The sequence below is a fragment of the Alloalcanivorax sp. C16-1 genome (assembly GCF_046507805.1).
GTDB lineage: Bacteria > Pseudomonadota > Gammaproteobacteria > Pseudomonadales > Alcanivoracaceae > Alloalcanivorax.
The window spans coordinates 102,973-115,887 of the sequence record NZ_JBKFTK010000002.1; the positions used below are offsets into that span (position 1 = coordinate 102,973).

At 70.4% G+C, this 12,915-nt stretch carries 10 protein-coding genes; all 10 read left to right on the forward strand.

Going from position 1 to position 12,915, the window contains the following annotated elements; all coding sequences use genetic code 11:
• Nucleotides 1-10: 10 nt before the first annotated feature.
• The 10 genes from mreC (at nt 11) to ACLD0W_RS07700 (ending at nt 12,890) form a co-directional block, all read left to right on the forward strand.
• Nucleotides 11-913, forward strand: a complete 903-nt coding sequence (mreC, locus tag ACLD0W_RS07655) for a rod shape-determining protein MreC (protein ID WP_410306903.1) — start codon at nt 11-13, stop codon at nt 911-913.
• Complete coding sequence (gene mreD, locus ACLD0W_RS07660; protein WP_410306904.1) at nt 900-1,397, forward strand: rod shape-determining protein MreD; 498 nt, start codon at nt 900-902, stop codon at nt 1,395-1,397. The genes mreC and mreD overlap by 14 nt, the downstream gene beginning before the upstream one ends.
• Nucleotides 1,397-1,993: a Maf family protein gene (locus ACLD0W_RS07665; RefSeq protein WP_410306905.1), complete on the forward strand. Its 597-nt coding sequence runs from the start codon at nt 1,397-1,399 to the stop codon at nt 1,991-1,993. Before mreD ends, ACLD0W_RS07665 begins: the two co-directional genes overlap by 1 nt.
• Nucleotides 1,990-5,841, forward strand: coding sequence for a YhdP family protein (locus ACLD0W_RS07670; protein WP_410307477.1), 3,852 nt, complete (start codon nt 1,990-1,992; stop codon nt 5,839-5,841). The genes ACLD0W_RS07665 and ACLD0W_RS07670 overlap by 4 nt, the downstream gene beginning before the upstream one ends.
• Nucleotides 5,834-6,694: a carbon-nitrogen hydrolase family protein gene (locus ACLD0W_RS07675; protein WP_410306906.1), complete on the forward strand. Its 861-nt coding sequence runs from the start codon at nt 5,834-5,836 to the stop codon at nt 6,692-6,694. Before ACLD0W_RS07670 ends, ACLD0W_RS07675 begins: the two co-directional genes overlap by 8 nt.
• Nucleotides 6,684-8,150: a metalloprotease TldD gene (gene tldD, locus ACLD0W_RS07680; protein ID WP_410306907.1), complete on the forward strand. Its 1,467-nt coding sequence runs from the start codon at nt 6,684-6,686 to the stop codon at nt 8,148-8,150. Before ACLD0W_RS07675 ends, tldD begins: the two co-directional genes overlap by 11 nt.
• Entirely contained in the window at nt 8,150-8,629 is a 480-nt protein-coding gene (locus ACLD0W_RS07685) for a cyclic nucleotide-binding domain-containing protein (protein WP_410306908.1), read from the forward strand. Before tldD ends, ACLD0W_RS07685 begins: the two co-directional genes overlap by 1 nt.
• Nucleotides 8,630-8,661: 32 nt before the next feature.
• Entirely contained in the window at nt 8,662-10,155 is a 1,494-nt protein-coding gene (locus ACLD0W_RS07690) for a C13 family peptidase (RefSeq protein ID WP_410306909.1), read from the forward strand.
• Between the two features lie 145 nt (nt 10,156-10,300).
• Entirely contained in the window at nt 10,301-11,527 is a 1,227-nt protein-coding gene (locus tag ACLD0W_RS07695) for an MFS transporter (protein ID WP_410306910.1), read from the forward strand.
• Between the two features lie 241 nt (nt 11,528-11,768).
• The gene (locus tag ACLD0W_RS07700) at nt 11,769-12,890 is read left to right on the forward strand and encodes an efflux RND transporter periplasmic adaptor subunit (protein WP_410306911.1); all 1,122 of its coding nucleotides are present in this window, start codon (nt 11,769-11,771) and stop codon (nt 12,888-12,890) included.
• Nucleotides 12,891-12,915: the final 25 nt, after the last annotated feature.

Sequence of the window (12,915 nt, forward strand, 5' to 3'; positions counted from 1 at the left end):
ACCGCGCCCCATGTCTTCCGCCAACCCCACCTACCGCCTGCTGATCGCTCTGGTCCTGGCGGTTGTGCTGATCGCCCTTGATCAGCGCAGCCGCTGGGTGGATCCGTTGCGTTACGCCCTCGGCTACCTGACCGCGCCGGTGCAATATCTGGCGCACCTGCCCGTGGACGCCGCCAATGGCGTCATGCGCCTTACTGAAACCCGCACCCGGCTGATGGAATCCCGGGAGCGTCTGGAGCGGCAGGTGCTGATCCTGGAGCAGAAGGTGCAGCGCCTGGCGGTGCTGCAGGCGGAAAACACCCGCCTGCGCGAGCTGCTCAATTCCTCCGCCAATCTGGACGCCTCGGTGCTGGTGGCCGAGATCATCGGCGTGGACCCGGACCCCAACCGCCAGGAGCTGGTGATCAACAAGGGCGTCCGCGACGAGGTGTCCCAGGGCCAGGCGGTGCTGGACTCCGAAGGGCTGATCGGCCAGGTGGTGGAAACCGGGCCGTTGTCCGCCCGGGTGCTGCTGATCACCGACGCCAGCCATGCCATGAGCGTGCAGGTGAACCGCAACGGGGTGCGCGCGATTCTGGCGGGTACCGGCCAGGGCAGCCGGCTGCGGCTGTTGTACGTGCCGGATACCGCCGACATCCGCGAAGGCGACCTGCTGGTCAGCACCGGCCTGGGCAAGCTCTACCCGCGCGGTTATCCGGTGGCCCGGGTGGCCAGCGTGAACCATCAGTCCGGCGCCTCCTTCTCCGACATCGAGGCGCGGCCCACCGCCCACCTGGACCGGGTCAGCCACGTGCTGCTGGTGCAGTCCATGGAGCCGGTGAGCGCCCCGGACATGGAAACCGACGGCAGCGACGAGGCCGGCGCCGAGGCCGCCGATGAGCCGGATACGGAGGGCGCCGATGCGACTGAATAGCGAGCGGCCCGCCGGCACCGGTGTGATTCTGGTGACCCTGGTGGTGGCGGCGCTGCTGGAAGTGGTGCCGCTCAGTGACACCCTCAACTGGGTACGTCCGGAATGGATGCTGCTGGTGCTGCTGTACTGGGTGCTGACCCTGCCGCACCGTATCGGCGTGCTGTGGGGCTTCATGGTGGGCCTGTACCTGGACGTGCTGGTGGGTACCACCCTGGGCCAATGGGCCCTGGCCTACGCCCTGGGCGCCTATTTCATGCAGGCGGCCTACAAGCGCATGCGGGTGTTCCCGCTGCTGCAGCAGAGCGCCGTGGTGTTCCTGCTGGTGGGCTCGGCCCAACTGCTCGCGTTCCTGATCCAGGAGTCCGTGGGCCGCACTTTCTATCCCCCTTACACCATCCTCTACTCCGCCGCCGCCAGCGCGGTGATCTGGCGTCCCCTGTGCGGTGTGCTGCGCTGGGTGCAGTTGCGCTTCCTGGTGCGCTGATGGCGGACGCCCGCGCCCCTTCCCGGCTGTACCTGGCGTCCGGCTCGCCGCGCCGGGCGGAACTGCTGGCGCAGATCGGCGTGCCGTTCGATGTGCTGCGCGCCCCGGGCATCGACGAAACCCCGGCGCCCGGCGAGGCGCCGCGCGTCTATGTGGAGCGCATGGCCCGGGAGAAAGCCGCCGCCGGTCAGGCCCGGGCGCCGCGGGGCGCGCCGGTGCTGGGCGCCGACACCGCCGTGGTGCTGGGCGAGCGGATTCTCGGCAAACCCGACGACGCGGACGACGCCCTGGCCACCCTGACCCTGCTTAACGGCCGGGAACACCGGGTGATTTCCGCGGTCTGCCTGATGCGCGGCGATGACTGGCGGTTGCAGGTGTCGGAAACCCGGGTGCGGCTGCGCGATCTGGACCCGGCCACCCTGGCCGCCTACGCCGCCACCGGCGAAGGGCTGGACAAGGCCGGCGCCTACGGCATCCAGGGCCGCGGGGCGGCACTGGTGGCCACCATAACGGGCAGTTACAGTGGAGTGGTCGGTCTGCCCCTGGCGGAGACCGTGGCGCTTCTCGAATGGGCCGGAGTTCCCTATTGGCAGTGACGAACCGCAGCGCGCGCTGGCGTAACACCCTGCGCCGCCAGCTCTGGTGGCTGGTGGCGGTGCCGGTATTGCTGCTCGCCGCCTACGTGGTGGTGGCCCGGCAACTGATGCTGCTGGTGCCGGACTATCGCCAGGACCTGGAAGCCCTGCTCGAGCAGCGTCTCGGGTTCCCCATCGAAATCGAGGATCTGCGCGGCGAGATGGACGGGCTGTCGCCCCGGTTCCAGGTACGTGGACTGACCCTGCCGGACGCCGACGGCGAGCCCTCCCTGCGTCTGGACCAGGTGGCGGTGAGCGTCAAGGTGCTGCCCACCCTGTGGCACCGGCAACCCTATTTGCGCGAGCTGAGCGTGCGCGGCGTGGACCTGCATCTGGTCCGCGACCCGGACGGCGGCATCCATTTGCGTGGTCTGGAGGCCCTGCGCCGCGACGACGGCGATCCCCGCGACACCCTGCGGACCCTGTACCGCCAGGACCGCATCCTGATTGACGACGCGCGCTTTTCCCTGGACTGGCCCGGGCTGCCGCCGCTGGCGGCCTCATCGCTGACCCTGGCGATGGTCAACGACGGCGACCAGCATGATCTGTCGGTGCGCGTGGAAGCCCGCGACCGGCCGTTTTCGGTGGACGCCCGGCTGAGCGTGGAGGGCGAACCGCTGGAGTTGGAGCAGCTCGACGCCCGCGGTTACCTGGATGTGCAAGGCGAGCGGCTGCAGGAGTGGCTGCCGGAAGGCCGCGACTGGCCCCTGGACCTGGCGGCCCTGGACGGCCGGGTGCGCGCCTGGGGCCGGGTCCGTGGCGGTGAATTGAGCGACGGCCAGGTCCAGCTGACGGCGCCGGACGCCACCCTCACCGACGGCACCCATCAATGGCCGCTCAGCGACCTGAACCTGGACGCGCTGTGGCGCCACGGCAGCGACGGGGAAAGCCAGTTGTCGGTGACCTCCCTGACCGGCGAGACGCCGGCGGGGGCGGTGGCGCCGGGGCCGGTGGCGCTGCGCTGGCGCAGCGACGGCGAGCGCCGGCGCTGGCGGTTCGAGGGCCGCGACCTGGCCATCCACGCCCTTACCCGGCAGCTGGCGCAATGGCCGTTCGCGCTCCCGGAGGGACTGGATTCAGTGCGCGACCGGCTGCGCGAGCACGAGCCCCGTGGCGTGCTGGAGGCGGTCTATCTGCAGGGCGAGGAACAGCGGGTGGAGACCCTGCAGGCGCGCTTCGCCGGCCTCGCCAGCGATGCCCTGGACCGGGTGCCGGGCATCGCCGGGCTGAGCGGCTGGCTGGCGGGCACCCCCACCGAAGGGGTGGCGCGCATCAACGGCGAGCCGCTGGAAGTCACCGTGCCCCGTCTTTACGACCATCCGCTCAGCGCCGCTTTCAACGGGCCCTTACGCTGGCACACCGACGCGCAAGGCTGGTGGGTGGAAACCGGCGTGCTGCGCGCCGCCAATGCCGACGCCCGGGGCGTGGCCATGCTGCGGGTGGACGGCGGCGAACAGCGGCCGGTGCCGGAGTTGCGCCTGCTCGCCGACGTGGCCGACGGCAACGGCGCCCGGGCGGCGCACTATATTCCGCTGGAAAAGCTCAAGGACTCGCTGGGCGACTGGCTCGGCCAGGCGTTCCAGGGCGGCCACCTGGATCGCGGGCGCTTCCTGTACCAGGGCCCGGTGAAGATCGACCCGGACCGGCAGCAGGACCGCACCTTCCAGATGCTGTTCCAGGCCCGCGACGTGACCCTGTCGTTCCTGCCGGACTGGCCGGCGGCCACCAATGTGGACGCGCAGGTGCTGATCGATGGCCGCCGGATCACCGGCCAGGCCCGTCGCGGCCGGTTGTTCAACACCGAGGTGACCGACATCAGCGTGGACCTGCCGGAGGTATCGGCGGCCAACGAGCGTCACATCGTGATCCAGGGGCGCGCCGACGGCCCGGCCGCCGATCTCGACCGCCTGTTCCACGACACGCCGCTCAGCAAGCAGCTGCCCGAGGGCCTGCTGGACTGGCGGTTCCGCGACGGCCGGGTCAACGGCCATCTGCTGCTGGACCTGCCGCTGGCCCGACCGGGGCCGGCGCCGATGGTGATCGTGGACGGTCGGGGCGAGGGGCTGACCCTGCGCAGCGATCCCCTGGACCTGACCCTTACCGAGGTGACCGCGCCGGTGTATTTCCACCTCAAGCGCGGCATCACCCTGCGCAGTCTGGAAGGCCGGGCTCTGGGCGCCCGCTTCCAGGGTAGCTGGCTGACCCGCGGGCCGGACAGCCAGATGCAATTGACCGGCAAGGTGGACGTGAAGCGCCTGCGCGACTGGCTGGACGCGGCCTGGCTGGCGCCGGCCTCCGGCACGCTGCCGCTGGAGCTGGACCTGGCCATGCCCTGGCAGGGGCGTCCGTTCCGTCTGGAGGGCCGTTCCACCCTGCAGGGCGTCAAGGTGGACGCCCCGGCGCCGCTGGGCAAGCCGGCGGAGGAGGCGCGGAGCAGCCGTCTGGTGTGGCGCCAGCAGGGCCAGCGCAAGGACGTGTCGGTGTTCTATGGTCAGGTGGGCGAAGGGCGCTTCCGGCTCGGCGAGCCGCTGGCCGGCGCGCTGCGCTTCGGCGGCGGCGAGCTGCCGCCGCTGCCCGCCCGCGGGCTGACCATCGAGGGCCGGGTGGCGCGGGCCTCGGCGGCGGACTGGCTGGACTTCATCGGCAACCTGACCCCGGTGGACGATCCCGGCAAACCACAAAGCCAAGCGGGCGCCTCGGATGCCCGCGACCTGATCAACCGGGTGTCCCTGTCCATCGACCGGCTCGACCTGTTCGGCAGCGAGCTGGCCTCCACCCGGTTCAGCGCCGCGCCGCGCGGTCGGGACTGGGAACTGGGCCTGGCCAGTCCGGCGGTGGCCGGCACCGTGCGTCTGCCGGAGGGCTATCGGCCCCGGGGCGACAGGCCGTTGACGCTGACCGTGAACCGGCTGCGTCTGCCGGCCAACCCGCTGGGAGGCGGCGAAGGCGGAGACGACGACGCGAAGAGCAACCGCGCGCCGCCCATCGCCCCCACCCGGATACCGATCATGAACGTGGACCTGCACGACCTGCGTCTCGGCGGCCAGGCCCTGGGCGCCTGGTCCGGCCGCCTGCGGCCGGTGGAGCGGGGCGTGCGCGTGGACGACCTGCGCGGTCAGTGGAATCACCTGAATCTGGCCGGACAGCTGAGCTGGACGGAAACCGCCCGGGGCCAGCGCAGCCGCTACCAGGGCAGCATCGCTTCCGACGATCTCAAGGCCGCCCTGACGGCGCTGGACATGCCCGCGCTGGTGGTCACCGACGACGCCCGCGCCACCGTGGACCTGGCCTGGAACGACTGGCCTCTGCGCCCCGATTATCTGGACCTGAACGGCACCGCCACCCTGGACATCGGCGAATGCCAATTGCCGGACCCGGAGGGGCGCACCTCGGTGCTGAAGGTGCTGGGCATCGTCAACCTGGCCAACCTGCAGCGCCGGCTGCGCCTGGACTTTTCCGACCTGTACCGGGAGGGCCTGTCCTGTGATGGCATCGACGGGGATTTCCAGTTCAAGGGGCCGCTGCTGACCACCCGCAAGCTGGCCATCGCGTCGCCGTCGGCGGCCTTCGAGGTGACCGGGCAGGCGCAGCTCGCCGAGCGCACCCTGGATATGGAAGTGGCCATGACCCTGCCGCTGTCCAGCAACCTTTACGCCGGCTGCCTGGCCGGCCCGGCGGTGTGCGCCGGCATCTTTGTGGTGGAGCGGCTTTGGGGTGATAAGCTGGACAAGACCACCACCATGAAGTACCAGGTCTCCGGCCCGTGGCGCGAGCCCTCGGTGAAGGAGACGGAGGGGTTTCTTGAGTAACGACCTGTTGAACAAAGCGATCCAGGTGGCCGCCGTGCAGATGACCAGCGGCGCCGACACCGACGCCAACCTGGCCGCCGCCGGCGACGCCCTGGAGCGGGCCGCCGAGGGCGGCGCCGAGCTGGCGGTGCTGCCGGAAAACTTCGCCGGTTACGGCGTCGATTACCGGGTCCTGGGCGAGCGCCACGAGGCGCTGTGCCAGTGGTTGGGCGAGCGCGCCCGTGCCCTGGGTCTGTGGGTGCTGGGCGGCAGCCTGCCGGCGCTGACCCGGCCGGACGGCAGTCCGGTGCCGGCGCCCCGGGTGCGCCCCCGGGCGGTGCTGGCGGCCCCGGACGGCACCGTCGCCGCCCGCTACGACAAGCTGCATCTGTTCGATGCCGACGTGGCCGACGCCCAGGGCCGGTACCGGGAATCCGACGTGTTCGAGGCCGGCGACCGGGTGGTGGTGGCGGACGTGGCCGGCCTGCGGGTGGGCCTGGCGATCTGCTACGATCTGCGCTTCCCACTGCTGACCCGGGCCCTGGCCGACGCCGGCGCCGACCTGATCGTCTACCCCAGCGCCTTCACCGCCACCACCGGCGCCGCCCACTGGACGGTGCTGCTGCGCGCCGCCGCCATCCAGAGCGGCTGCTACGTGCTGGGCGCCAACCAGTGCGGGCAACACAGTGACAAACGCGCCAGCTACGGACATTCCCAGTTGATCGACCCCTGGGGCCGGGTGGTGGCCGAGGGCGGCGACGCGCCCGGCGTGGTGCTGGGTCCGGTGGACCCGGCGGTGCTGCAAAACGTACGCGCCGGCCTGCCGGTGCATACCCATCAACGATTTCAAGTGAGCGGTCCTCATGATCTCTGACCAAGAACGGATCTCTGACAAAGAACGCCTTTCCCTGGCCTCCGACATTCTGCTGGCGCCCGCCGACCTGGGCACCGACCAGTTGCAGACGCTGCTGGGCGGCAAGCTGGCGGGCAGTGCCGACTACGCCGACATCTACTTTCAGCACAGCCGCCACGAGGCCTGGGTGCTGGAAGACGGGTTGGTACGCGACGCCAGCTTTAATCTGGAGCGCGGCGCCGGGGTGCGCATCGTCAGCGGTGACAAGACCGGGTTCGCCTACAGCGACGACATTTCCCTGGATACCCTGACCCAGGCCGGTGGTGCCGCCGCCGCCATTGGCCGCGCCGGTGGCGACAAGGCGGTGCGCATCGGCGCCGCCCGACCGGTGCCGGCCCGCTACCAGGCCCTGGACCCGCTGCCCGGCTGGAGCAGCGAGATGAAGGTGGCGCTGCTGCGGGAGATGGACCGTCTGGCGCGCTCCCTGGACCCGGCGGTGAAGGAAGTGACGGTGAGCCTCAGCGGCGAGCAGGACGTGGTGCTGGTGGCCGCCACCGACGGCACCCTGGCCGCCGACGTGCGGCCGCTGATCCGTTTCAACATTTCCGTGATCGCCGAACGGGACGGGCGCCGCGAACGGGGCAGCGCCGGCGGCGGCGGCCGGGTGGCCTACGACTGGCTGCGCCAGGACGGCAAACTGGAAGCCTGGACCCGGGACGCGGTGCGCCAGGCGCTGCTTAATCTGGACGCGGAACCGGCGCCGGCGGGCACCATGCCGGTGGTGCTCGGTCCGGGCTGGCCCGGCGTGCTGCTGCACGAGGCGGTGGGCCACGGCCTGGAAGGGGACTTCAACCGCAAGGGCACCTCCATGTTCAGCAAGAAGATGGGCGAGCCGGTGGCCTCGGACCTGTGCACCGTGGTCGACGACGGCACCCTGCCAGACCGGCGCGGTTCCCTGAACGTGGACGACGAAGGCACCCCCAGTGGTTACAACGTGCTGATCGAAAAGGGCCGTCTGGTTGGCCATATGCAGGACAAAACCAACGCCCGCCTGATGGGCGTGGCGCCCACCGGCAACGGCCGCCGGGAATCCTACGCGCACCTGCCCATGCCGCGCATGACCAACACCTACATGCTGCCCGGCGAGTCCGACCCGGAGGAAATCCTGGCCAGTCTGGATCGCGGCCTCTACGCGGTGAACTTCGGCGGTGGTCAGGTGGACATCACCTCCGGGCGCTTCGTGTTCTCCACCAGCGAGGCCTATCTGGTGGAGAAGGGCAAGATCGTCTGCCCGGTGAAGGGCGCCACCCTGATCGGCAGCGGCGTGGAGGTGATGAACAAGATCTCCATGGTCGGCAACGACCTGGCCCTGGACACCGGCATCGGCGTGTGCGGCAAGGACGGCCAGTCGGTGCCGGTGGGCGTCGGCCAGCCGACCCTGCGCGTGGACGCCCTGACGGTGGGCGGCACCGCCTGATGAGCGTGGCGGTGGTCGAGGTGCTGGCGCGCATGCGCCTGTTCCAGGGGCTCGACGCCGAGCAACTGGCCGCCGCCGAGAAGCTGGTGTTCGTCAATCGGGTGGCCGCCGGCGACACCGTGTGCCGGGAAGGGGACCGCAGCGATTTCGTATGTTTCGTGGTGCGCGGCCGTTTGGATATCCTGAAATCCCAGGGCACCGGGCGCGCCGATCCGGACGCCACGGCGGTGATCGCCCAACTGGCCCCCGGTGACTCCCTGGGCGAAATGGCGCTGGTGGATCACCAGCCACGCTCGGCCACCGTGCGTGCCGCCGAGGATGCCACCCTGGTGGTGCTCACCCGCAAGGGCTTTGAACAACTGCGCCGGCGGCAGCCCCATGCCGCCGCGCAGATGATGGAAAACATCGCGCGTCTGCTGTGCGAAAACCTGCGTCAAACCTCCGCGCGGCTGGCCGGTGTTCTGTTGCCGCTGGGCTGACCGACCCGAACGAAAATAAACAGGGGGCTGCCATGAACCGCCGTTTTATTGTCGCCATGTTGGGTATCGGCGTGGCGCTGCTGGCCGCCTGCGGCCCCGAGCAGTTGCCCGGTGACTACCGCCTGCCCGACGGCGCCGTTTACGACGGCGAACTCCGCAACGACCGCTTCCACGGCCAGGGCACGCTGACCTGGCCCGACGGTCGCCGCTATCAGGGCGACTTCGTGGACGGGGTGATGCAGGGCCAGGGGCGCCGCCAGGACGCGGACGGCTGTGTGTACGAGGGCGCCTTCGTCAACGGGCAGCCCGAGGGCGAAGGGCGCTACCAATGCCAGGGCACCACCTATGAAGGCACTTTCGCCGCCGGCCAGCCGGTGCGCGCCCGGGTGACCTATCCGGAAAGTGGCGTCTATGAGGGCGAGCTGCGCGACGGGCAGCCGCACGGCGAGGGCACCTGGACGGTGCCGGACGGCGGCGTCTACAGCGGTACCTTCGCCGACGGGGAAATGGTGCGGGGCGAATACCGGCAGGACGGGCAACGGGTGTACCAGGGCGAATTCCAGAACGGCCTGTTCCACGGTGACGGCGAACTGTTCCTGGCCGAGGGGGAACGGCGGCGGGGCCGCTTTCGCCACGGTTCCCTCGACGGGCCGGGGCGGCTGATCACGGTGGACGCCGACGGCAAGGAAAACAGCCGCCAGGGCTTTTTCGTCAACGGGGACTTCTTTACCGCCCCGGACGGTGACCAGCAACGCCGCCGGCAGCGCGCCGAGCGGGTGGAGCAGCGCCTCTACTCCGAGGAACGGCGCCTGCAGCGAGCGCTCACCGCGCTGGTTCCGCAAAAGCCCGGGCAGCGGGACATCTATGTGCTGCTGGTGGGCGGCGACGGCCGCCAGAGCGTGTTCCAGAAAGAAGTGGAATGGGTGGCCGAACGCCTGGGCGCCCACTGGGAACCCCGCGGCCATGTGCTGACCCTGGCCAACGGCGATCAGGTCGGCGCCCCGCTGGCCACCCGCACCAGCCTGCACGAAGCGCTGATCGCCCTGGACGCCATCGCCGACCCGGACGAGGACCTGGTGTTCGTGCATCTGGTCAGCCACGGCGGCCGGGACGGCGCCCTGGTGCTGAACCAGCCCGGCCTGCGTCTCAATGACGTGGCTCCGGCGGATCTGGCGCAGTGGCTGGACGGTCTGCGACCGCGCTGGCTGTGGCTGGTGGTGTCGGCCTGCTATTCCGGGCAGTGGATCGAACCGCTGGCGGACCGGCGCCGGCTGATCTTCACCGCGGCGGCGGCGGACCGCACCTCGTTCGGTTGCGGCGACCACTCCGACCGCACCTGGTTCAGCGAAGCGCTCTACGGCGAGGCCCTGGACCGGCCCGGGCCGGGCGACCCGGAGGCCCTGTTCCAGGCGGCCAGCGACCAGGTGGCCGCCCTGGAGGCGGAGCAGGGCATCGAGGCGGATCAACGGTCCGAGCCCGACGTGTACCTGGGCAAGGCGTTCCTGGACTGGTGGCGGCGGCCCTGAGAAGACCGCGCGCTGGATTCCGGCCGGTCGCTGAGTGGGACGAATCGCCAGAAAAACGGCAATCGGGAGGCAAGCGTCAACGGTTTTGCGGTATCCTTGCGCCTCGCATTTTTAAGTATTTACTACATCCCGTTCGAGGCCTTGCATGTCGCCTTCCTCCCGGGCCCCCGGCGCCCTGCGCCGCAGCGGGCCCTTGCTGGGTTTTCTCGCCGCCCTGATGCTGCTGGCGGCCAATATGCGCACCGGCATCGTGGTGCTGGGGCCGCTGGCCGACGGCATCGGCGAGGACCTGAACCTGGACGCCGCCGCCCTCGGGCTGCTGACCACCTTGCCGCTGCTGTGCTTCGCGGTGCTGTCGCTGTTCGCGCCGCGCCTGGGCGATCGCCTGGGTCTGGAGCGGGCGCTGCTGATGGTGCTGTGGCTGCTGCTGGCGGGTCTGATCGCCCGGGCGTTCGGTGTCTACTGGCTGATGGTGGCGGGCACCCTGGTGATGGGCGCCGCCATCGCGGTGATGAACGTGCTCACCCCGGGGCTGGTGCGGCAGCGTTTCCCGCACCGGGTGGCGGCGGTGACCGCCCTGTACTCGGTGACCATGTCCTGCGGCGCCTCGGCGGCGGCGGCCCTGGCGGTGCCGGTGCGCGACCTGTTCCAGGGGGACTGGCGCTGGCCGCTGGCGGCCAGTGGCGTGGTGGCGCTGGTCGGTGCTCTGGCCTGGTTGCCGATGCTGCGTTTCAAACCGTCGCGGACCACCCTGGCGCTGCCGCGTCCCTCGCTGTGGCGGCAGCGGGACGCCTGGATCCTGAGCCTGTTCTTCGGCTCCCAGAGCCTGCTGTTCTATACGCTCACCGCCTGGCTGGCCAAATTCTACATCGACACCGGCGTCAGCGAGGCCGAGGCCGGCCGCCTGCTGACCCTGTTCACCATCACCGGCATGCCGGCCAACTTTCTGGCGCCGCTGCTGTTCGCGCTGCTGCGTCGGCGCCGGCGGCTGGCGGTGGGGCTGCTGCAACTGCCGCCGCTGATCGGCATGGTGGGGCTGCTGGCGGCGCCGCTCACCGCGCCGGTGCTGTGGGTGGTGCTGCTCGGCTTCGGGCAGGGCTGCATGATCGCCCTGGGCCTGACGCTGATGGGCGTGCGCGGTGCCGACGCGCGGGTATCCGCCGGGCTGTCCGGCATGTGTCAGTCGCTGGGCTATCTGCTGGCGGCCACCGGCCCGGTGACCCTGGGCGCGCTCTATGACCTGTCCGGCGACTGGTTGCTGCCCATGTGGCTGCTGATGGGCGTGACCGTGGCCCAGGCGGTGGCCGGGGTGCGGGTGGCCGAGGGTCCGCCGATCCAGGCCGACGGCACCACGACTTCGCCGGAGCGCTGAACCGGACGGCGTTTTCGTGATCGTATAAAGTGATTGTACAGGTTGTCAGGACGCGGTTGCCGTGGGCGGCGGGCGTTCCTAAAATGCAACTCATTATCATTTTTGCGGGGGCGCCGGGGTCCGTGCGTCACTAAAACGTTCAAGGGTGGGTCGGCTACCGGGCCGGCCGCTCCCGAACTGGTCCGATTTCATGTCTGAATCCTCTCGTCCTTCCCGGCCGGGCGCCCCCCGGCGTCGCTGGGTGCTCGCGCTCGTTTTTCTGCTGGTGGTGCTCGGCCTGTGGTGGCTGCTGGGCCGTTCGCCCGGCAGTGGCGTGCCCGGCGGCCACCGGGGTGCCGCCTGGGATGGTCCGGTGGCGGTCAGCACGGTGCGCGCCGAAACCGGTCGCCTTACCGTGGAAGTGCGTGGCATCGGCACCGTTACCTCCCTGAACACGGCGGTGGTGCGCAGCCGGGTGGACGGCCTGCTGCTGGAGGTGAACTTCGAGGAAGGGGCCCGGGTGGAGCAAGGTGATCTGCTGGCGCGCATCGATCCGCGTCCCTATCAGGTGGCGCTGGACCAGGCCCGTGGCCAGTACCAGCGTGATCTGGCGGAACTGAAGGGCGCCCGTGAAGACCTGGAGCTGTACCAGCTGCTGGACCGTCAGGATTCCATCGCCGGCCAGCAGCTCAACCAGCAGAAGGCCCTGGTGGAGCAACTGGAAGGCACCGTGGCCACCGACCGGGCGGCGGTGGCCGACGCGGAGCTGCAGCTGTCCTGGACGCGCATCGAAGCGCCGATTTCCGGGCGCCTGGGTCTGCGCGCGGTGGACGCCGGCAACCTGGTAAGCAGCGCCGACACCGACGGCTTGGTAACGATCACCCGGATGGCCCCCATCGCGGTGGAATTCACCATCCCCGAAACCCGCCTGCGGGAACTGCTTGAGGCACGCGGGGACGACCGGCCGCTGACCGTGGAAGCGCTGGACCGGGACGAAAGCCGGGTGCTGGCCACCGGCGAACTGACCACCGTGGACAACCGCATCGACACCGCCACCGGCACCCTGCGCCTCAAGGCCCGCTTCGAGAACGCCGACGGCGTGCTGTTCCCCAACCAGTTCGTCAATGTGCGCCTGAAACTGCGCGCCCTGGACGAGGCGGTGGTGATTCCCACCGACGCGGTCCAGTACGGCTCCCAGGGCACCTACGTGTACCTGGTGGAGGACGGCAAGGCGACCCTGCGCACCCTGACCCTGGGGCCCACCGAGGGTGAGCGGGTGGCGGTGGAGTCCGGCCTGAAAGGCGGTGAGCAGGTGGTGCTGGAAGGGCTGGACCGGCTGCGCGAAGGCCGTGAGGTGGTGACGGAAGCGGACGCGCAACCGTGAGTGCGCGGCGCCCCGTGACCCGGCG

Excerpts from the sequence above, each read along its gene's own strand:
- mreC (WP_410306903.1), top strand. The coding sequence starts at position 11 with ATGTCTTCCGCCAACCCCACCTACCGCCTGCTGATCGCTCTGGTCCTG.
- mreD (WP_410306904.1), top strand. The coding sequence starts at position 900 with ATGCGACTGAATAGCGAGCGGCCCGCCGGCACCGGTGTGATTCTGGTG.
- ACLD0W_RS07665 (WP_410306905.1), top strand. The coding sequence starts at position 1,397 with ATGGCGGACGCCCGCGCCCCTTCCCGGCTGTACCTGGCGTCCGGCTCG.
- tldD (WP_410306907.1), top strand. The coding sequence starts at position 6,684 with ATGATCTCTGACCAAGAACGGATCTCTGACAAAGAACGCCTTTCCCTG.
- ACLD0W_RS07685 (WP_410306908.1), top strand. The coding sequence starts at position 8,150 with ATGAGCGTGGCGGTGGTCGAGGTGCTGGCGCGCATGCGCCTGTTCCAG.
- ACLD0W_RS07690 (WP_410306909.1), top strand. The coding sequence starts at position 8,662 with ATGAACCGCCGTTTTATTGTCGCCATGTTGGGTATCGGCGTGGCGCTG.
- ACLD0W_RS07695 (WP_410306910.1), top strand. The coding sequence starts at position 10,301 with ATGTCGCCTTCCTCCCGGGCCCCCGGCGCCCTGCGCCGCAGCGGGCCC.